General features: G+C 68.4%; 18 protein-coding genes. 6 read left to right on the forward strand and 12 right to left on the reverse strand.

What is annotated here, in order from left to right:
* Window positions 1-32: 32 nt before the first annotated feature.
* The 4 genes from QE494_RS14265 to QE494_RS14280 all read right to left on the reverse strand — a co-directional run bounded on the left by QE494_RS14265 (window position 33) and on the right by QE494_RS14280 (window position 4,614).
* Window positions 33-1,265 carry an ABC transporter permease gene (locus QE494_RS14265; protein WP_300044254.1) on the reverse strand — a complete coding sequence of 411 codons (1,233 nt, stop codon included), beginning with the start codon at window positions 1,263-1,265 and terminating at the stop codon, window positions 33-35.
* The gene (locus tag QE494_RS14270) at window positions 1,262-2,065 is read right to left on the reverse strand and encodes an ABC transporter ATP-binding protein (RefSeq protein WP_300044256.1); all 804 of its coding nucleotides are present in this window, start codon (window positions 2,063-2,065) and stop codon (window positions 1,262-1,264) included. Before QE494_RS14270 ends, QE494_RS14265 begins: the two co-directional genes overlap by 4 nt.
* A gap of 8 nt (window positions 2,066-2,073) precedes the next feature.
* Complete coding sequence (locus QE494_RS14275) at window positions 2,074-3,912, reverse strand: efflux RND transporter periplasmic adaptor subunit (protein WP_300044257.1); 1,839 nt, start codon at window positions 3,910-3,912, stop codon at window positions 2,074-2,076.
* Between the two features lie 126 nt (window positions 3,913-4,038).
* A complete protein-coding gene (locus QE494_RS14280; RefSeq protein ID WP_300044259.1) occupies window positions 4,039-4,614 on the reverse strand; it encodes a hypothetical protein in 576 nt (191 codons plus the stop codon).
* A gap of 120 nt (window positions 4,615-4,734) precedes the next feature.
* On the opposite strand from QE494_RS14280, the gene QE494_RS14285 reads away from it, so the two are divergent.
* Entirely contained in the window at window positions 4,735-6,516 is a 1,782-nt protein-coding gene (locus tag QE494_RS14285; protein ID WP_300044261.1) for a glutamine--tRNA ligase/YqeY domain fusion protein, read from the forward strand.
* Window positions 6,517-6,629: 113 nt separating this feature from the next.
* Here QE494_RS14285 and QE494_RS14290 read toward each other — a convergent pair whose 3' ends face one another.
* From QE494_RS14290 to QE494_RS14305, 4 genes are all read right to left on the reverse strand, one after another.
* On the reverse strand, window positions 6,630-7,535 hold the full coding sequence (locus tag QE494_RS14290; protein ID WP_300044263.1) for an SDR family NAD(P)-dependent oxidoreductase: 906 nt from the start codon (window positions 7,533-7,535) through the stop codon (window positions 6,630-6,632).
* A gap of 228 nt (window positions 7,536-7,763) precedes the next feature.
* Complete coding sequence (gene gshA, locus QE494_RS14295; RefSeq protein WP_300044264.1) at window positions 7,764-9,410, reverse strand: glutamate--cysteine ligase; 1,647 nt, start codon at window positions 9,408-9,410, stop codon at window positions 7,764-7,766.
* Between the two features lie 183 nt (window positions 9,411-9,593).
* Window positions 9,594-10,025 carry a hypothetical protein gene (locus QE494_RS14300; protein WP_300044265.1) on the reverse strand — a complete coding sequence of 144 codons (432 nt, stop codon included), beginning with the start codon at window positions 10,023-10,025 and terminating at the stop codon, window positions 9,594-9,596.
* Between the two features lie 74 nt (window positions 10,026-10,099).
* Window positions 10,100-10,783, reverse strand: a complete 684-nt coding sequence (locus tag QE494_RS14305; protein ID WP_300044266.1) for a hypothetical protein — start codon at window positions 10,781-10,783, stop codon at window positions 10,100-10,102.
* Window positions 10,784-10,866: 83 nt separating this feature from the next.
* Between QE494_RS14305 and QE494_RS18445 the strand changes: the two genes are divergently transcribed.
* The 3 genes from QE494_RS18445 to QE494_RS14320 all read left to right on the forward strand — a co-directional run bounded on the left by QE494_RS18445 (window position 10,867) and on the right by QE494_RS14320 (window position 13,516).
* Window positions 10,867-11,274 (forward strand): 2Fe-2S iron-sulfur cluster-binding protein, encoded by a 408-nt coding sequence (locus QE494_RS18445; RefSeq protein ID WP_336619443.1) that lies wholly within the window; start codon window positions 10,867-10,869, stop codon window positions 11,272-11,274.
* 11 nt (window positions 11,275-11,285) lie between these two features.
* The gene (locus QE494_RS14315) at window positions 11,286-12,011 is read left to right on the forward strand and encodes a c-type cytochrome (protein WP_300044267.1); all 726 of its coding nucleotides are present in this window, start codon (window positions 11,286-11,288) and stop codon (window positions 12,009-12,011) included.
* Window positions 12,012-12,322: 311 nt separating this feature from the next.
* A complete protein-coding gene (locus QE494_RS14320) occupies window positions 12,323-13,516 on the forward strand; it encodes a c-type cytochrome (RefSeq protein ID WP_300044268.1) in 1,194 nt (397 codons plus the stop codon).
* Window positions 13,517-13,532: 16 nt separating this feature from the next.
* Here QE494_RS14320 and folK read toward each other — a convergent pair whose 3' ends face one another.
* From folK to hda, 4 genes are all read right to left on the reverse strand, one after another.
* Window positions 13,533-14,006 carry a 2-amino-4-hydroxy-6-hydroxymethyldihydropteridine diphosphokinase gene (folK, locus tag QE494_RS14325; protein WP_300044269.1) on the reverse strand — a complete coding sequence of 158 codons (474 nt, stop codon included), beginning with the start codon at window positions 14,004-14,006 and terminating at the stop codon, window positions 13,533-13,535.
* Between the two features lie 112 nt (window positions 14,007-14,118).
* The gene (gene pcnB / locus QE494_RS14330; protein ID WP_300044270.1) at window positions 14,119-15,705 is read right to left on the reverse strand and encodes a polynucleotide adenylyltransferase PcnB; all 1,587 of its coding nucleotides are present in this window, start codon (window positions 15,703-15,705) and stop codon (window positions 14,119-14,121) included.
* A 9-nt stretch (window positions 15,706-15,714) separates the two neighbouring features.
* Entirely contained in the window at window positions 15,715-16,398 is a 684-nt protein-coding gene (locus QE494_RS14335; protein ID WP_300044272.1) for an HAD family phosphatase, read from the reverse strand.
* Window positions 16,395-17,069 carry a DnaA regulatory inactivator Hda gene (gene hda / locus QE494_RS14340; RefSeq protein ID WP_300044274.1) on the reverse strand — a complete coding sequence of 225 codons (675 nt, stop codon included), beginning with the start codon at window positions 17,067-17,069 and terminating at the stop codon, window positions 16,395-16,397. Before hda ends, QE494_RS14335 begins: the two co-directional genes overlap by 4 nt.
* 251 nt (window positions 17,070-17,320) lie before the next feature.
* On the opposite strand from hda, the gene purM reads away from it, so the two are divergent.
* Both purM and QE494_RS14350 read left to right on the forward strand, forming a co-directional pair.
* A complete protein-coding gene (gene purM, locus QE494_RS14345; protein WP_300044275.1) occupies window positions 17,321-18,352 on the forward strand; it encodes a phosphoribosylformylglycinamidine cyclo-ligase in 1,032 nt (343 codons plus the stop codon).
* Window positions 18,353-18,360: 8 nt separating this feature from the next.
* Window positions 18,361-19,647, forward strand: a 1,287-nt coding sequence (locus QE494_RS14350) for an acetyl-CoA hydrolase/transferase C-terminal domain-containing protein (RefSeq protein WP_300044276.1), incomplete at its 3' end; no start/stop codon positions are given.

A 19,647-nucleotide genomic window follows, 5' to 3' on the forward strand; every position in this document is an offset into this window, starting at 1 on the left:
CTAAGGGCGCCTAGGTCGCACGGGGTGCATCCTCACTCGTAGCGCAAAGCTTGGATCGGCAGCATGCGCGCCGCCCGCCGCGCCGGGTAGAAGCCGAAGAACACGCCAACGAAGGCCGAGAAGCCCACCGCCAGGACGATCGCACTGACCGACAGGTCCACCCGCCAGCCGGCGAAGCTGCCAATTGCCCATGTCGCAACGCCACCCAAGACCACGCCGATCGCGCCGCCCACCAGGGACAGCGTCACCGCTTCGATCAGGAATTGGGCCAGGATATCGCGGCCGCGTGCGCCTACCGCCATGCGCAGGCCAATCTCGCGGGTGCGCTCAGTCACGCTCACCAGCATGATGTTCATGATGCCGATACCGCCAATGACCAGGCTGATGCCAGCGACTGCCGCCAAAAGCAAGGTCATCACCCGGCTGGAGGCCTCCTGGGCCTGCAGGATTTCGGTGAGATTGCGCACGGTGAAGGGGTCTTCGGCACCAGGTTGCACCTTGAGGCGCTGGCGCAGCAACTCCTTGATGCCTTCTTCGGCCACTTTCATGTCCTGCCCCTCCTGGACCTTGACACTGATGGAGGACACGCGACGCAGCTTGCCGCCAGCACCGCCCTGGATGCGATTGCGGTAGGTGCCCAAGGGGACGACGATCACATCGTCCTGGTCCTGCCCGCCGGCGTTCTGCCCCTTCTTCGCCAGGATGCCCACGATGGTGACCGGCACCTTCTTGACACGGATCACCTGGTCCAGCGGATCTGCGTCGCCAAAGAGCTGTTGGGCAACCGTCTGGCCAATGACGGCGACCTTGGCCGAACCCTGCATCTCAGCGGCCTCGAACAACCGCCCGCTGGCCAAGGGCCACTCGCGCGCCTCCAGGTAGTCATTGGTCGTACCCAGGATGGAGGTGCTCCAGTTGGTGTTGCCCAGCACCACCTGCGCACCGGTCCGCAGGCTCGGTGCGGCCACCTGCACCTCGGGGATCTCGCGGGCAATGGCGACGGCATCCTCCTCGGTCAGGCCCTGGCCCGTCTGGGCCCCCAGACGCACGCCGCCGGCGGTGACCCCGCCCGGAAGCACCAGCATGATGTTGGAGCCCAGCCCCTTCATCTGCTCCTGCACCCGCTCGGTGGCGCCGCGGCCCACCGCGATCATGGCGATCACCGCGCCAACGCCAATGATGATGCCCAGCATGGTCAGAACGCTTCGTAGCTTGTTGGCGGACAGCGAGCGCAAGGCCGAGCGCAGCGCAGCGAGCGTGTTCATGCGGGGTCCTCCGCTGGCGTGCCATTGGATCCGGTCACTTCCCCTGAGAAGCTTCCAGGGGAAGTGTGATCAGACTGCCCGGCCGTTGGCGCATCAGACCTTGCCATCCCTGCCGCACCGGGGGTGCGCCGGTCTTCAAGAATGCGCCCGTCGCGAAACACGATACGTCGCCGCGCCCAGGCAGCCACGTCAGCCTCGTGTGTCACCAGCACCACGGTGATGCCCTGCGCGTTGAGGGCGGTGAGCAGGCGCATGATTTCCTCGCTGGTCTGCGAGTCCAGCGCGCCGGTGGGCTCGTCGGCCAGAATCAGGCTGGGGTCGTTGACCAGCGCGCGGGCAATGGCCACACGCTGCTGCTGCCCGCCGGAGAGCTCGGCGGGGGTGTGCATCATCCGCTCGCCCAGTCCGACGCGAGTCAGGGCTTCAGCGGCCCGAGCGCGGCGGTCGGATGCCTTCACGCCCGCGTAGACCATAGGCAGTTCCACGTTCTCCAGCGCGCTGGTACGAGGCAACAGGTTGAACTGCTGGAAGACGAAGCCAATCCGGCGGTTTCGGACTGCGGCCAACTGGTCCGGATCCATGCTGTCGACCGCTTCGTCGGCCAATCTCAGGTAGCCCGTGGAGGGCCTGTCGAGACAGCCCAGGATGTTCATCAGGGTGCTCTTGCCGGAGCCTGAGGCCCCCATGATGGCGACAAACTCGCCCGCCTCGATATCCAGTGAGACGCCGGCCAAGGCCTGCACCGTCTGGTCGCCCAGGCGGTAATGCTTGGTGAGGTCGCGCGCCTCGATCAGGGCCATGGCGCTGCTCAGAAAGAGATCCGCGGACCGGCGGGCCGGCCACCGGATGCCGGCGCGGGACCGGCACCACCGCTCACGCCGGTGATAACCAGCGCGCCCTCGCGCAGCACCGCCGCATCCGGCGAGCCGGGCGCGACGAGCAGCTCGGTCATGGTGCCGTCGCTGATGCCCAGGCGCACGTTGTAGGCCCGGGGCTTGCCATCTTCTCCCTGCAGGTAGATACGGCCGCGGGTGACGGTGCGGCTGGCCGCCTCGGCCACCATCGTCGTGTAGCGCGCCTTCTGTTCCGGTTTGAGCTGCTCGCCGATGCGCGCGCGTATTTCAGCCATCAGCCGCTCGCGGGCCTTGGGCCGCTCTTCGGGCGGCAGGTCCCTCAGTTGCTGGAAGCGCGGAGCCATCCCGGCGTAGATGGCCTCGAGCTTGGCCGCTTGCGCGGCGTCGAGCTTGAGCTCCTCCACCAGGCGCTGGCGCTGCGCAGCGCCGAAGCCGCCCGGTCCGCCAGCACCCCCAGGACCCGCGCCCCCCGGACCCGCACCGCCAGGCCCGCGGCCGCCGCGCGCGGCGCCACCTTCGGCACCGCCGCCCTCGCCTGGCATGGGCTGTGCCTGCGCCTCAGAGATCCAGGGGAAGCCCCAGGCGCCACGGGTTGAAGAAGCTGGCGCACTGGCGGGCGCTGCGCCCGAAGCGCCCTCTGAGGCAGGCCCAGAAGCGGGCACACTGCCGGCCCCGGCGCCTGACGCAGATCCTGCTGCACCACTGGCCCCAGAGGCCGCCCGGGCTGGGGGTTCGACGCCTGCGATGCGCACCCTCAGCGCCGCGTTGGGCACCTTGAGCGCATTCTCGCGCGTGTCGGTGACCACCCGCACATTGGCTGTCATGCCGGGCAGCAGCCGACCAGTCGTGTTGGAGAAGGCCACCACAGCGACATAGGTCACCACATTGGCCACCGACTGTGCAGCCTTACGCACCTGTCGGATTTCACCTTCGAAGCTCTGCCCGGGGAAGGCGTCAACCGTGAAGCTGGCCTTCTGACCGTTGCGAATGCGCCCGATGTCGCTCTCGTCGATGCTGGCGTCGACCTGCATGTCCTGCAGGTTGCGGGCGATGACAAACAACTCGGGCGACTGCAGGCTGGCGGCCACGGTCTGTCCCTTTTCGATCGTTCGCTTGATCACGATACCGCTCACGGGCGAGACGATGCGGGTGCGCTCGAGATCGATGCGGGCCTGCGCCAAAGCGGCCTGGCGCTGGGCCACATTGGCTTGCGCGCTCTTGACCTGAGCCTGGGCCACCCCCTCCTGGGCCTCGGCTGCGCGCACCGACTCGGTCGTCGTGTTGACCAGCGCCTGGGACTTGTCGGCCTCGCTCTGGGCGATGAACTGGCGCTCCACCAGCATGCGCTTGCGCTCCAGGTCTCGCTGGGCTTCGACCAGGTCGACACGGGCGCGCGAGACATTCGCACGCACCGCCGCCACATTGGCCATGGCGGTGAGCACCGCCGCCTGCGAGGCCTCAAGGTCGGCCTGCGACTGGCGCACGCGGTACTCGAAGGTTTCAGGGTCGATCCGGGCGATCAACTGGCCTGCGCGAACTTCGCTGTTGAAGTCGACGTACAGCTCCTTGATCTGGCCGGAGACCTGGGTACCGACCGAGACCTGGGTCACGGGGTTGACCTGGCCCGAGGCAGACACGGTGGACTGCAAGGGCCCGCGCTCGATCTTGGCGGTGCGGTAGTTGACCTCCGGCGGACGCTGGTTCCACCACCAGAAAGCACCTCCGCCGCCCGCCGCCAGCAACACCAGTGCCGCTACGCCCAATTTCCAGGACCACCCGCCAGGTTTTTTCATGAGGGGCATTGTAGGAAGAGGAAGGGCCTCACTCGGATGAGTGGGTCAAGGCTTGGTGAAGCCGAGGTAAAGACTGCAGGCGCTGTCCTACACGCAGGTGAGGACAGCGGCTCAGGCCGGGCGGCCTCAGTGGCGTCCGCGCCCTTCGGGTCCGAAGCCATGACCATGACGCCCGTGATGGCCATTGCGCCCATGATGCCCATGATGGCCGTAGTAACCGTGGCCCGGGGGCACAAAGGACGGACCCGGCCGCACCACGACCACCTGCGTGAAGGGCTGATACAAAGGCGGCGCGGAATAAACGACTGCCGGGGGGCTGTAGACGACCGCAGGGGGGCTATAGACCACCGCAGGATGGGTATAGACCACTTCCGGCGAGGTGTAGGCCACTGGCGGCGGTGCGTAGACCACGGGGGGCAGGACCGGCTGGGGAACCGCATACACCGGTTGCGGCAGCGCGTAAACCGTTGGGGCCGGTGGCAGGTAGGTCGGCGGGGCCAGGTAGACCCGTTGAGGGGAAGCATTGCTGGCGCGCACGACCACACCGGGCGCGGGGGAGATACCAATCGACCAGTAGACGTTGTCGGCGGCCTGCGTCAGGGGGGTGGTCAAGGCCAAACCGAGCAGGGCGGCGGCAGCAAGCGCAAACCGGCGGCCTGGAGGAACGCGGACGATGCAGGCTTGCTGGGGTGCGCGGGCCATGTCGGATCTCCTGGGGTTGTTTCATGCTTAACGCGCCAGCGCGGCGGCGGTGCACAACGCAGGGCCTGGGGTGTGACCGAAAGTCAAAGTGACAGGCCGCCGGCCTAAAATCTCGTACTTATGACCGCACCCGCCGACAAAGACAGCGCCAAGCCGAGCAACTTCCTGCGCCAGATCATCGAGCGCGACCTCGAGCAGGGCCATTACGCGCAGCGGCGCTGGGCTGGCCAGCCAGGCGATGCGGCAGCGCAGCAGGCCGGCGCGTTGGATCCAGCCCGCATCCGCACCCGCTTCCCGCCCGAGCCCAATGGCTACTTGCACGTGGGCCATGCCAAGAGCATTTGCCTGAACTTCGGTCTGGCGCGCGATTACGGTGGCGTCTGCCACATGCGCTTTGACGACACCAACCCCGAGAAAGAGGAGCAGGAGTACGTCGACGGCATCCTCGACGCGGTGCGCTGGCTCGGTTTTGGCTGGGAAGCGAATGGCACCTCGCACCTGTACCAGGCCAGCGACTACTTCGACTTCATGTACCGCGCCGCCGAGCACCTGGTCACCCAGGGCCTGGCCTATGTCGACGAGCAGACGCCCGAGCAAATGCGTGCCAACCGCGGCGACTTCTCCAAACCCGGTGTCGACAGCCCCTTCCGCAGCCGCACGCCCGACGAAAACCTGGCGCGCTTTCGCGCCATGCGCGATGGCCAGCTGGCCGACGGCGCTGCGGTGCTGCGCGCCAAGATCGACATGGCCAGCCCCAACATCAACCTGCGGGACCCGGCCCTCTATCGCATCAAGCACGCCGAGCACCACGCCACCGGTACGCGCTGGTGCATCTACCCGATGTACACCTTCGCGCACCCGATTGAGGACGCGCTGGAAAACATCACCCACAGCATTTGCACGCTCGAATTTGAGGACCAGCGGCCCTTCTACGACTGGCTGCTCGACCGCCTGCGCGAAGGCGGCCTGATCAACACGCCGCAGCCGCGCCAGTACGAGTTCGCGCGTCTGAACCTCACCTATGTCGTGACCAGCAAGCGCAAGCTCAAGCAACTGGTCGACGAAAAGCATGTGAGCGGCTGGGACGACCCGCGCATGCCCACGGTGGTTGGCCTGCGCCGCCGCGGCTACACGCCGGAGAGCCTGCAGCTCTTTGCCGAGCGCATCGGGGTGACCAAGGCGCATGGCTGGATCGACTTCAGCACGCTGGAGATCGCGCTGCGCGACGACCTCGACGCCAAGGCCGGACGGGCCATGGCGGTGATCGAACCGGTCCGCCTCGTCATTGACAACTGGGACGCAGTCATGGGTGAGGGCCACCTCGAGCCCTGCGTGGCGCCGGTACACCCACATCACCCCGAGCGGGGCCAGCGCGCATTGACCTTCGGCAAGTCGCTGTGGATCGAGCGCGGTGACTTTGAGGAGACGCCGCCCAAAGGCTATAACCGCCTCTTCCCGGGCAACAAGGTGCGCCTCAAATACGGCTATGTGGTCGAGTGCACCGGTTGCGACAAGGATGCCTCCGGCCAGGTCACCGCGGTGCACGCGCAGCTGATCCCCGATACCAAGAGTGGCACACCGGGGGCGGACAGTGTCAAGGCCAAGGGGGTGATCACCTGGGTGGGGGCGTCGGACGCGGTGGCCGCCGAGGTGCGTCTGTACGACCGCCTCTTCAGCGTGCCTCAGCCGGATACCGGCGAGCGCGACTTCCTCGAGGAGATCAACCCTGCCAGCCTGTCAGTGGCCCAGGCCTGGGTGGAACCCTCGCTCGCGCAGTCTGCGCCAGACCAGAAGTTTCAGTTCGAGCGCCACGGCTACTTCGTCGCCGACCGCAAGGACCATGCACCGGGCCGCCTGGTGTTCAATCGGACCACCGGCCTCAAGGACTCCTGGGGCAAGTGAAAGAACGAAGGCCCGCGGATGCGGGCCTTCTTCATGGAGCGCTGGTTTGGGCGCGGGCCACCTGGAGAGCCGGCTCGGGCGCGGGCCACATGAACAGCCCCTTCGGGCTGGAGTCATCGCGCCGCGCGCGCCAGTTTCAGCTCGTTTTCGCCCTGGGCATTGCCCGATCCCGGCACCTGATCGCCAGAGCGGTCGGTCACCTCGGCCAGGTGCGCGGCCAAGCGTTCGTCGGCGTCAGCACCGGTACCGATGTAGACACCCCGGGTCATGGTGATGTGGGCCGACTCGAAGGCGCCTGCGCCGGCGCACAGCGTGGTCCGGGTGGGCGCGTCCTGGTGGGCCATCACCAGCATGGCGGGCACTACCGTCTCGGGGCCGAAGTCCTGCAGCATGTCGGCCGGGAACAAGTGCTCGGTCATACGGGTGGTAGCGGTCGGCGCCAGGCAGTTGACCCGGATGTCGCTTTTGGCGCCCTCGAGCGCCAGGGTCTGCATGAGGCCGACCAAGGCAAGCTTGGCCGCGCCATAGTTGGTCTGACCGAAGTTGCCGTACAGACCGCTCGACGAGGTGGTGAGCACGATGCGGCCGTACTTCTGGCCCACCATCTGCGGCCAGGCCGCTTTGCACAGGTGCACCGCGCCCATGAGGTGAACGTCGAGCACCGCACGAAAATCATCCAGCTCCATCTTGGCGAAAGTCTTGTCACGCAGGATGCCGGCGTTGCTCACCAAAATATCGAGCCGGCCCCAGGTGGCGATGGTCTGCTGCACCATCGATTGCACCGCCTCGAAGTCGGTGACCGAGGCGCCGTTGGCGATTGCTTCGCCGCCTGCGGCGCGGATTTCATCCACCACCTTCTGCGCGGCGCTGCCCGAGCCGCCGGTGCCGTCGAGCGCGCCGCCGAGGTCATTGACCACCACTTTGGCGCCGCGCGCAGCCAGGGCCAGGGCATGTTGGCGGCCCAAGCCGCCGCCGGCGCCAGTGACGATGGCCACGCGGCCACTGAAGTCCAGGGACATGATTCCTCCTTGATAGCCGGACCAGCGTCCGGGTTGCGATTCAAGACCGCGCGACTGTAGCGCAGCGTGCCTGCCTGGCCTGTTGCGCCAGGGACAGCAGGCGCAGCCCCTACCCTCTCCTTGGGCAGTTGCCATGCCCGGTCGCTGCGGGCATCGCACAGGCTTCCGTGAGCGACGGCGTCCGGCGAAAAGGCATTGCGCCAGCGGCAGGAATGCGCCCCAGGTCGATCAGGCCGCGGTGATGCCTGCAGCGATCGCCTGCCGCCCCAGGCCCAGCCGCTCGGGCGCGGTGTACTGGCGTCGGTATTCCTCGAAAGGCAAGGTATCGGCAGCCTCGATAAGGGCCTGTTCGCGCAGCGACTGAGCCGACAAGGCCTGGAAGCGAGTGCGCAGCGTCGTGTCGGCCGGAAGCGCGGCAATCGCCGCCCGCACCTGCCGGGCCTGGGCCAGGCCGAAGGCCATGAAATCGTTGCCATGGTCGGCCGCCATGCAGGCCAGGACCCGCGCAGAGGGCAGCCGCTCGGGCTCGGCCAGGGCTTGCCGCGCTGCAGCCAGTGCGGATTTGTGGGGCTGCTCGCTAAATTGCTCGCCGGAGCGTCCGTTACCCGAAGGCAAGTCACCGCTGCCAGGCGCCGCTGCGCCCGCCCACGGTGCGGGCGGGGCCAACGCCTCATCGAGCCTGCGCGCCACTGGCTCCAGGGCCACCAGCAAGGCGTTGGCCCAGTCGGCCAGGGGCACCGGGCCATCGGCCCCCTCCAGCATCAGCCCGGGCTCGCGACCTCGCCCGGCCACGAGTTGCTGGTTCCGCGCGATGCGGGCGATTTCCTGGGGCGTGTCGGGCGGGCTGTCGGCCTGCAGGCAATAGAGCAGGAAGATGTCCAGAAAGCGCATCGTTTGCGCCGAGATGCCCACCGGCTCGAAGGGGTCGAGGTCCATCAGGCGCACCTCGACATACTCGACGCCGCGCTCGCGCAGGGCGTGCAGTGGTCGCTCGCCGGGGAAGATGCCGCGCTTGGGCCGGATGGTGCCGTAGAACTCGTTCTCGATCTGCAGCAAGCTGGTGGCCAGTTGCCGCCAGCTGCCGTCCGGGCCCTGCAGCCCGATCGCTTCGTAGGCGGGGTAGGGCCGGGTCAGCGCCTCTTGCAGCGAGGCGGCGTAGCCGTCGAGCCCGTTGTAGCTCACCGCCAGACGGGCCTGGGCCTCGCTCTGGTAGCCCAGCGGCCCCATGCGCAGCGAGGTGGCGTGGGGCAAATAAAGCGTGCTTTCGGAGAGCTCCTGCAGGCCGTGGGCGCGGCCAGCCACGAAATCGCGGGCCAGCGCCGGCGAGGCACCAAACAGCACCAGTAGCAAAAAAGCATGGCGCCGGAAGTTGCGGATCTGGGCGAAGTACTGCGCGCTGTCGACACCAGGCATTGACCAGTTGTAGTGAATGCCAGAGATCGTCTGCATTCGCCGGCCATAGCGCCAGCCGAGGCCCAGCCGGTACACGCTCTTGGCCTGGCCGACGTTGGAGCGGCCGTAGCGGCCGATTGGAATATGGTCTTCCTCGGGCAAGCGGGCGGGCATGCTGGCGGGCCAAAGAAGCTCGCGCGCCTGGGCGTCGAGCGCCTGGCAGGTGAACTGATGGATGTCCTGCAGTTCGCGCAGGCAAGCCTCGGGCTCGGCATGCACGCCGGTGATCAGCTCGAGCTGGGCCTCGCTGTAGTCGGTGGTGATGTGGGGGTGGGTGAGGGCCGCGCCCAGGGCCAGCGGGTGGGGCGTGTCCGCCAGCAGCCCGTCGGGGGTGACACGCAGGCTCTCTTTTTCGATGCCGCGCACCATGGCACGAAGGCGGCGGGAGTCCAGCCCCTGCAGGGCCGGTGGGTCGATTCGCATGGACTCTCTCAGGGCCTCCTCGGCCCGATGAACTCGGTCGACCTTACCAGCTTTGCACGGGCCCTGCCCGGTGCGGGCCATGCGACAGAGGACCGCCGAAGGCCGCTGCCGGCCGTGCAAACCCATAGCTCGGGGCAGCTCGGGGTGACCCGGTGCGACCCGCGCCCCGGTGCAGGCACCGACTCAGTTGCGGTCCGCGCGCATGCGCCGGCCGCCGGCAGATGCTGCGCCCTCGGAGCCGCTTGCCGAGGTGTCGGTATTGGTCCCGCCGGCGCCCATGTTGCCCGCACCGGTATCAGCGCCCGCTGCGCCGAGCGCATTGGACGGTGTGTTGCCGTAGGTGCCCGGGTCGCTGGCACCTGCACCCGAGGTTTCGCCAGAGGGGCTAGAGCCAGCTCCCATACGGCCGGTGTCCGGGTTGCCGCTGACGCCGGTGTCGCTGCCTGCGCCCTGGGTCTCCGTGCTGGCGCCGGGGCCGGCCGCAGGCTGGGGCTGGGTGGCGTAGGGCACGGTCGTGGGCGACGTGGTCACGCCGCCCTGGGCTGCCGCCGTGGTGGCAAATGCCACGCCGGCCGCACAGGTCAACAGGGTTCGAAGAAGGGGGGAAGTATTCATTCAGAGACTCCTTGAAGGATCGAGACGCAGGATGGGAAAGGGACGGGAAAGGCCAGCACAGGACCGGCTACGGGTTAGCCTAGGGGTCCGATCGGGGCACCACGTCGGCGTCCGCCAGCAGCTCCTGTCGGACGCAGTCCGGGGAAGACATCGGCCAGCGGACGCACCTCGGGCAGTACGTAGACCACCGCCGACGCCTGCACCGCGGGCAACAGCACCTGCTCGTAGAAGGTCGGCGGCAGGTTGATGCAGCCAAAGGAGATGCGGTTGTCCGTCGCCGTGGGCGAGGCCAGACGCTGCAGCCGGTGCTCGGCCTTCACCCGGGCACGCACCCGGTGCATGGACACGGCCGCGTCGTAGTCGACCCAGACCACATCCTCGCCTTCCATGTTGCGGCCAGGCTCAGGCAGAAAGCGTCCCGCCGGCGTCGTCCGCTCCCGCGGCCGCACCTGGGAAAGCGGCCTCTCGCCAATGCCCGCCACGGTGTCGTCCCCCCGGGCCAGCCCGAGGAGGGCAGGCGAATGCCCCAGCAGGCGCCCACGCGCGTCGAGCACATAAGCGTGGGCCCGGCGCTTGTCCACCAGCACCAGATGGCGCCCGGCGGCATCGCCGCTGGCCAGTGCCCAGCGTGCCAGCTGGCGCACCTCGGCCGAGACCGCCACACCGGCGAAGTCAGGCTCGGACGCGGTCTCGGCAGCGAACGCTACCGGGATGCTGAAGGCGAGCATCGAGAGAAGGACCCAGGCAGGCGCAGACATGACGCGGAAGGTGAGCCCTGAAGCCTGAGCGCCTCGTCCGCCGCCGCCGCGCGAGGGTGTCGGCGGCTGCTTATCATCAGCCGATGAATTGGACTGACCACGCCTGTGCAGGTGAGGTGTTCCGGGTGCGCGTGCAGGCCTCTGGCAAGCATGACGCTGGCACTTTGGCGCACGAGCGGGAGCGCGAGTGGGACCTCGAGCAAGAGCAAGAGCAAGAGCAAGAGCACGAGCACGAGGATCGCTGCACCTTTGACGCCCCCGCGGGGGTGACGCTGCTGGCGTCGGCCCTGCGCGCCGGCGTCATGCTGGCCAGTTCCTGCCGCAACGGCACCTGTCGCAGCTGCATGGTGAGGCTGGTGGACGGTCGCGTCCGCTACCAAATTGAGTGGCCCGGCCTGCTGGCCGAGGAAAAGGCCGAGGGCTGGATCCTGCCCTGCGTGGCCTGCCCGGAATCCGACCTGGTGCTGGCGCCGCCGATTGACGCGGCATGATCGGGGCCCTGATGACGACACTGCGCCTGCCCGCCCTCCTCCTGCTCTTGTTGCTGTCGCTGCTCACTTCAGCCGCCCGCGCCACGGCGAAGTTCGAGGACACCATGGCGCAGCGCACCCTGGCCTGCAGCGTCTGCCATGGCGCCGAGGGCCGCGCCGCCGCCGACGGCTACTACCCGCGCATCGCCGGCAAGCCGGCGGGCTACCTGTACAACCAGCTGCTGCATTTTCGCGAGGGTCGCCGCCATTACGGGCTGATGACCCGGCTGCTCGAACCCTTGTCCGACGCCTATCTCTCCGAGATCGCCGGGCACTTCGCCAGCCTGGACCTGCCCTACCCACCGCCAGCCCGGGTGACGGCAACGCCCGCGGTGCTCGAGCGCGGGCGCCTGCTGGCGCTGCAGGGTGACCCCAGCCACAAGCTTCCAGCCTGCGTCGCCTGCCACGGCACGCGCCTGACCGGCGTGCAACCCAACACGCCGGGACTGCTGGGCCTGCCGCGCGACTACCTCAACGCGCAGCTGGGCGCTTGGCGCAGCGGCCAGCGCCGCGCCCATGCGCCAGACTGCATGGCGCAAGTGGCGCGCACGCTCACGCCCGAGGACCTGAATGCAGTCGCCAACTGGCTGGCGGCGCAGCCACTGCCGGCCAATCCGCACCCGGTCACACGACTGCCCATGCCGCCGTCAGTAGCCTGCGGCAGCGCCATCCTGCCGGCCGGAGCCATGACGCGATGACCCAGCCCCCCGACCCCTCCGGGCCGTCCGAATCCTCTGCTTTCTCGGGTCAATCGCCGGAGTCGGGACCATCCTCCCCCGCGTCTGGATCGCAGCGGGGCGGGGCCTGGCGCAGGCCCAGGCTTGGCACTTGGACCTCTCGCCTGCAGGCTGGCAGGCTGGTGGGCCTAGCGGGTCTGGCGGGCCTTGTGATTGCGGCCGCAGCCTTGGGGGTGGGCTTCTGGCGCAGCGAGCACGGGAGCGAAGCAGCTGCGGACCCAAGGGCAGATGCGCCTGCTACGGCTGCGGCTGCGGCGGCTTCGAATGCGGCGGTGTCCACCACCAGTGGACTGCCTGCAAGTGCCGCCGACGATGGCGTGACCCGAGGCCGCTACCTCGCCCGTGCCGGCAACTGCCAGGCCTGTCACACCGCCCCGGGCGGTGCGCCCTGGGCCGGCGGACGCGGTATCGAAACGCCCTTTGGCGTGGTCTATGCGGGCAACCTCACGCCCGACCCCACGGGCCTGGGCGGCTGGCAGGCGGGCGACTTCTGGCGCGCACTTCACCATGGCCGCTCGCGCGATGGCCGCATGCTGTACCCGGCCTTCCCCTACACCCACTACACCCGGGTCACCCGCGCGGATGCCGATGCGCTCTGGGCCTTCATGCAAAGCCTGCCGCCGGTCGCCCAGGCCAACCGCCCGCATGAACTGCGCTGGCCGGTCAGCACCCAATGGGCGCTGGGGGTCTGGCGGGCGCTGTACTTCCGCCCCGGCGTGCAACAGGCCGATGCCCGCCAGGACGCGAGCTGGAACCGCGGGGCCTACCTCGTGCAAGGCCTGGGTCATTGCTCGGCCTGCCACAGCACACGCAACGCACTGGGCGCCAGCGAGGTGCTCGACCTCTCCGGCGGCATGATTCCCATGCAAGCCTGGTACGCCCCCTCGCTGGCCGCGCCCAACGAGGCCAGCCTGGCCGATTGGCCGCTGGCAGAAATCGCGCAGTTGCTGGCCACCGGCAACAGCCCGCGTGCCAGCACCCTGGGGCCGATGGCCGAGGTGGTGCTTCACAGCACACAGCACCTTTCGCCAGACGACTTGGCGGCGATGGCCGTGTTCCTGAAGTCGGTTCCGCCCACAGCACCCACCGAGGCACGTAACACCTCGATGGAGCGCGTTCCGGTCAAGGCCGGCGCCGCCCTGCGCGGTGAGAAGCTCTATGGCGACCATTGCGCCGCCTGCCATGGCGCGCAGGGCGAAGGCGTGGCCGGCGCCTACCCGCGTCTGGCGGGCAACCGCGCGGTGACCCTGCCGGTCACCGCCAACCTGGTGCAGGTGGTCATTCACGGCGGCTTCGGCCCCGCCACTGCCGGTCGGCCACGCCCCTTCGGCATGCCGCCTTTTGCGATGGTGATGAGCGACGCCGACGTGGCCGCTGTGCTGACCTACCTGCGCCAGGCCTGGGGAAATCAGGCCGGGCCCGTGAGCGAGCTCGAGGTGGCCCAGCAAAGAAGTCTGGCGCGCTGAGGGCGCCAAGAAGCAGTCAACCTACCCGCTCGATCGCCTGCCCCGCCACCGCCGCCAGCATCGCCGGCGTGACCCGATCGGGCGCCACTTCCGCAAGGGGCAGCAAGACAAAGGCACGCTCCTGCCAGCGCGGGTGGGGCACGGTCAGCGCGGGACTGTCCATGCAGGCCAGGCCGTAAAAAATCAGGTCCAGATCCAGGGTGCGCGGCGCGTTCAGATAGGGCCGCTCACGACCAGCGGCAGATTCGAGCGCTTGCAGGGCCGCCAGCAAATCGGGGGCCGTGAGGCCGGTGGCCATGCGGACGACCGCATTGATGAAGTCGGGGCCCTGGGCTTCGTAGGGGGCGCTGCGGTAGAAAGAAGAGGTCAATTCGACCTGTGTGGATGGCAATCGCCCCAGATCGATCACCGCCTGGCGCACGGCTTCAAGGGCATCGCCCAGGTTGGCGCCGACGGCGACACAGGCGGTGACGCGGGTCCGTTCGGACATGCGGGCGTCAGTGGCTCCAGGTGCGTCAGTCGCAACAGTGCCGCCGCCGTCGGCAGCACCACCAGGATGCACTGCGCCGCTGGCGTTCATCGCACCCAACAGGCCTGCGGGGTCAGGCCTCGCCGCCCGCAGGCGCGGCGCCACCGGCGCTGCCACCCGCACCGCCGGGCTTGCGACGACGACGCCGGCGCTTGCGGGCCGGCGCATCGCCCGCCTCGGCAGACTCGCCGCGCTCGCCGGCGTCCTCAGCGTCATCGCGCGGGGCGCGGTCACTGTCACCATCACGGTCATCCCCTGCCTCGGAGGCAGGCCGGGCTGCGCGCACCCGACGCGGGCCGCGCTGCGACGACTCACGCACCTGCGCCAGCAAGTCCTCCCGCTCGGCATCGCTGGCCAGGCTGAACTCCTGCCACCAGTCGGCCAGGACCTCATCGACCTCGCCGACGTCGGCGCGCAAGCGCATGAAGTCAAAGCCCGCGCGAAAACGCGGCTGCTCCACCAGGCTGAAGGGTGCGCTGCCCACACGCCGGTCAAAGCGCGGCTGCATCATCCAGATTTCGCGCATGTCGGTGCCCAGCTTGCCGCGGCCCGAGACGTCGCCAATACGGGCGTCGAACACCACGTCGATCGACTCCTGCAGCGCCGGGAAAGGGGCCATGCGCTTGGCCTGGCGCCGGGCCCAGCCCTCGCGCACGTCGGACCACAGCACCGCGGCCAGCAGAAAGCTCGGCGCCACTGGTTTGCTCTCGCCGACGCGGCGGTCAGTGTCTTGCAGCGCAGCGCGCACAAAGGCGTCGTCGGCGCGCTCGACCACCAGGTCAAGCAGCGGGTAGATGCCTTTTTCAAGACCCAGCACCTTGAGCTGCGCGATCGTGGCCAGGGAATGACCGGTCTGCAGCAGCTTGAGCATTTCGTCGAAGAGCCGGCTTTGCGGCACATCGGCCAGCAAGGCCAGGCCCGCCTTGAGCGGCGCAGCGGTCTTGGGCTCGAGCTTGAAGCCCAGCGGCGCCAGCTTGGCGGAAAAGCGCACCGCGCGGATGATGCGCACCGGGTCCTCGCGGTAGCGGGTGGCCGGGTCGCCGATCATGCGCAAGAGCTTTTTGCGGGCGTCGTCGAGGCCGCCGTGGAAGTCGACCACCACCTGGGTCTGCGGGTCGTAGTACATCGCGTTGACGGTGAAGTCGCGGCGAGTCGCATCTTCGTCCTGCGGGCCCCAGACGTTGTCACGCAGCACACGCCCGCTGGCGTCGACGGCGTGCTTCATGCCCGCCAGCTCGCTCTTGCTGGTGCGCTCGTTGCCGGCCACCTGCTCGGCGGCGGCGTTATCAAGGTACGCGCGGAAGGTAGAGACCTCAATCACCTCGTGCTCGCGGCCACGGCCATGCACCACATGCACGATACGAAAGCGCCGACCGATGATGAAGGCCCGCCGGAACAGGCCCTTGACCTGCTCGGGGGTGGCGTCGGTGGCAACGTCGAAGTCTTTGGGGCGCAGCCCCAGCAGCAGGTCGCGCACCGCACCGCCGACGATGTAGGCCTCGTAGCCCGCCTGTTGCAGCGTGCGAACCACGTTGACCGCGCGCTCGTCCACCAGGGACAGGTCAATGCCGTGCTCCTCGCGCGGGACCTCGCGGCGCTTGCCGAATTTGGGCTTTTTTGCGCCGCCGCCCAGAAGGCGGTCAATGAATTTCTTGATCATGTATCGGTATCAGTGGTCCGCCGGTGGCGGGCCGAAAAGGTCCAGGACGCGCCAGCCACGCTCCAGGGCGACGCGGCGCAGGCGGGGGTCGGGGTTGGTCGCCACCGGGTGGCGCACCCGCTCGAGCAGCGGCAAATCATTGGGCGAGTCGGAGTAGAAGGTGGCCTCGACCCGCGACCAGTCCAGACCCCGCTCGGTCAGCCATTGTCCCATGCGGGTGACCTTGCCCTCGCGCATGGTGGGAACGCCCTCGATCTCGCCGGTGATCCAGCCCGTCTCGTCGCGCGCCAGCTCGACCGCCACCAGGGCCTCGATCCCGAACAGGTCAGCAATCGGCCGGGTGACGAACTCATTGGTCGCTGTGACCATGACCAACTGTTCGCCCGCCTCCCGGTGCGCCTGCACCAGGGCCAGGGCCTCCGGCCGGATGGCTGGGCGAATGACATCCCGCATGAAATCCTCCCGCGCGGCCTCGGCGGCCGCCCTGCCCCGCAGGCGAATGGCCTCGGTGGCAAAGCGCACATAGGCATGCACGTCCAGCGCGCCGGCCTGGTACTGGGCGAAAAATTCGTCGTTACGGGTCTTGAAGTGGGCAGGGTCACACCAGCCAATGTCCAGGGTGTACTCGCCCCAGGAATAGTCCGAATCGATCGGCAGCAGGGTGTGGTCGAGGTCGAACAGGGCGAGTTTCACGCGTTTTCCAGCATCGAACGGATCAGGGGAATGGTGATCGCCCGCTGGGTCTGCAGGGCGTAGTGGTCCAGCAGGTCGAGCAATTGCATCAGGCTGCCCAGATCGCGCGAGAAGCGATTGAGCATGTAGTCCATCACCTCGTCGCCAAGAAACACACCGCGGGCGTCGGCCGCTTGCCGCAGCACCGCGCGGCGCTCGGCCTCGGAGAGAACCAGCAACTGGAACACATGTCCCCAGCCCAGGCGGGTGCGCAGGTCTTCGCGCAGGGCCAGGTCGGACGGTGGCAGGCTGCCAGCGGCGACCACGCCACGCTGCAGCGCCTGCGCCTGCACAAACCAGCTGAAGGCCGCGTGCTGCTGCTCGGCGGTGTAGAGCTGCACATCGTCGAGCAGCACCGCGGCCCACCCCTCGTCGAAGACGGGCGGCTGGTGTACGCCGGCGTCAAGCCAGCCAAAGCGCGCGCCCTGCTCGCGCAGGGCCTCGCCCACCGCACGGAGCAGATGGCTCTTGCCGCTGGCCATGGGCCCCCACAGATAGGTCGGCACCGGCGATCGGGTTGGGCTGGAGGTCCACAGGCGCAGGTGCGCCACCGCGGCCTCGTTGGGCCCGGCGCAGAACGAGGCCAGCGTCGGCGCGCGGGCCATCGCGATGTCCAGGGCGATCTGCTTCATGGAGTGGGTGACAGGCGGGACCGGACGGGCTTTGGCGGCAAGCCGGGGGGCCGGCCTGGGGCGCATCGGCCCTCATTCGTGGCTCATCAAAGCCAGATCAGTAAAATCACTCAAATTCTATCGGGCGAAGGACACAGACTCGGCCACTCTGGCCAGAATCGCTGCTCCACGGTGAATTCCCTGCGCCGATACCGACCCGCACACCCTGCCCCCCCGACTTCCCTGCTAACTCGCCACCCCGACCGCGCCCCATGAGCCAATCTCCCCTCTCCTACAAGGATGCCGGTGTCGACATCGACGCCGGCGACGCACTGGTCGAACGCATCAAGCCTTTGGCCAAGCGGACGATGCGCGAGGGCGTGCTGGCGGGCATTGGTGGCTTCGGCGCCCTGTTCGAGGTGCCAAAGCGCTACCAAGAGCCGGTGCTGGTCTCGGGCACCGACGGGGTGGGCACCAAGCTCAAGCTGGCCTTCGAATGGAACATGCACGACACCGTGGGCATTGACCTGGTGGCCATGAGCGTGAACGACGTGCTGGTGCAAGGCGCCGAGCCGCTTTTCTTCCTTGACTACTTCGCCTGCGGCAAGCTCCATGTGGACACCGCCGCCGCGGTGGTGGGCGGCATCGCCCGCGGCTGCGAAGAATCCGGCTGCGCCCTGATCGGCGGGGAAACCGCCGAAATGCCCGGCATGTACCCCGACGGCGAGTACGACCTGGCCGGCTTTTGCGTCGGCGCGGTCGAGAAGTCGAAAATTCTCACCGGCCGCGACGTCGCCCCCGGCGATGTGGTGCTGGGCCTGGCCTCCTCCGGGGTGCACTCCAACGGCTTTTCCTTGGTGCGCAAGTGCATTGAGCGCGCCGAGGGCAAGCTGCCCGCCACCCTGGACGGCCAGCCCTTTCGCGCAGCCATCATGGCGCCCACCCGCCTCTACGTGAAGCCGGTGCTGGCCACGCTGGCAGCCCACCCGGTCAAGGCCTTGGCGCACATCACCGGCGGCGGTCTGCTGGAGAACATTCCGCGCGTGCTGCCCGAGGGCCTGGCGGCGCACCTGGTCAAGGGCAGCTGGCCGCAGACCGAACTCTTTGCCTGGCTGCAAAAGACAGCCGCCATTTCCGACTACGAAATGAACCGCACCTTCAACAACGGCATCGGTATGGTGGTGGTGGTCGCTGAAGCCGAGGCCGCGGCCACAGCTGCCAGCTTGCGTGCCCAGGGTCAGACGGTCTACGAGATCGGCCACATCGCCCCGCGCGGCACTGGCGCCCCGGTCGAGGTGGGCTAAGCCGCCCAGTGGCCGCGGAAGACCGCATCCGCCACCCGGGCCTGGCCGCCCGGGTCATGCAGGCTGAGGCTGCCGCAACACTGATTGAGCCCGGCGCGAGCGTCGGCATGAGCGGCTTCACCGCCGCCGGCTACCCCAAGGCGGTGCCACAGGCCCTGGCCCACCGCCTGGCCGCTTTGCATGCCGCCGGCCAGCCCGAGGCCCGCATCAGCCTGTGGACCGGCGCCTCCACCGCGCCCGAGCTCGACGGCGCGCTGGCCCAGGCCCAAGGCGTCTCGATGCGCCTGCCCTACCAGTCCGACCCGACCTGCCGCAAGCAGATCAACGAGGGGCGGATGCTCTACACGGACATCCACCTCTCGCATGTCCCCCAACTGGCCCGCTACGGGTCCCTGGGTCCACTCGATTGGGCGGTGATCGAAGTGGTGGGCATCCTGCCCGACGGCCGGCTGATCCCCTCGACCTCGGTGGGCAACAACAAGACCTGGTTGGACCTCGCCAATCGGGTGATCCTGGAAGTGAACCTGGCGCAGAGCCCGGCCCTGGAGGGCCTGCACGACATCCAGGTGGGCAGCGACCTGCCGCCCCACCGGCAGCCGCTGTCGCTCACGCACCCGGCCGACCGCATAGGCGAGCCCTACCTGCAGTGCAACCCGGACAAGGTGGCGGCGGTGGTCATCACCCATGAGAGGGACCGCCACGGCGCCTTTGACCCGCCCAGCGCGACCTCGAGCGCCATCGCTGGCCACCTGGTGGAGTTCCTGCGCCATGAGGTCGCGCACCAGCGCCTGCCGGCGCACCTGCTGCCTCTGCAATCAGGCGTGGGCAATACCGCCAATGCGGTGATGGCCGAGCTGGTGAAGGCACCGTTCAACAACCTCACTGCCTTCACCGAGGTCTTGCAAGACGGCATGCTCGACCTGCTCGATGCGGGCAAGCTGCAATTCGTTTCCGCAGCGGCACTGTCGTTGAGTGCCGAGCGGGCCCGGGCGTTCATGGCCGGGCTTGAGACCTACCGTAAGCAGGTGGTGCTGCGGCCCCAGGGCATCAGCAACCATCCAGAGCTGATCCGGCGCCTGGGCGTGATCTCGATGAACGCGATGATCGAGGCCGACCTCTATGGCAACGTGAACTCCACCCACATCATGGGCACCCGGATCATGAACGGCATTGGTGGCTCGGGCGACTTCGCACGCAACGCCTTCCTCTCCATCTTCATGTCACCCTCAACCGCCAAAAACGGCACCATCTCCTGCGTCGTGCCCATGGTCTCGCACCATGACCACACCGAGCAC

This window comes from Ramlibacter sp., from assembly GCF_029866045.1.
Taxonomy (GTDB): Bacteria; Pseudomonadota; Gammaproteobacteria; order Burkholderiales; family Burkholderiaceae_C; genus Ramlibacter.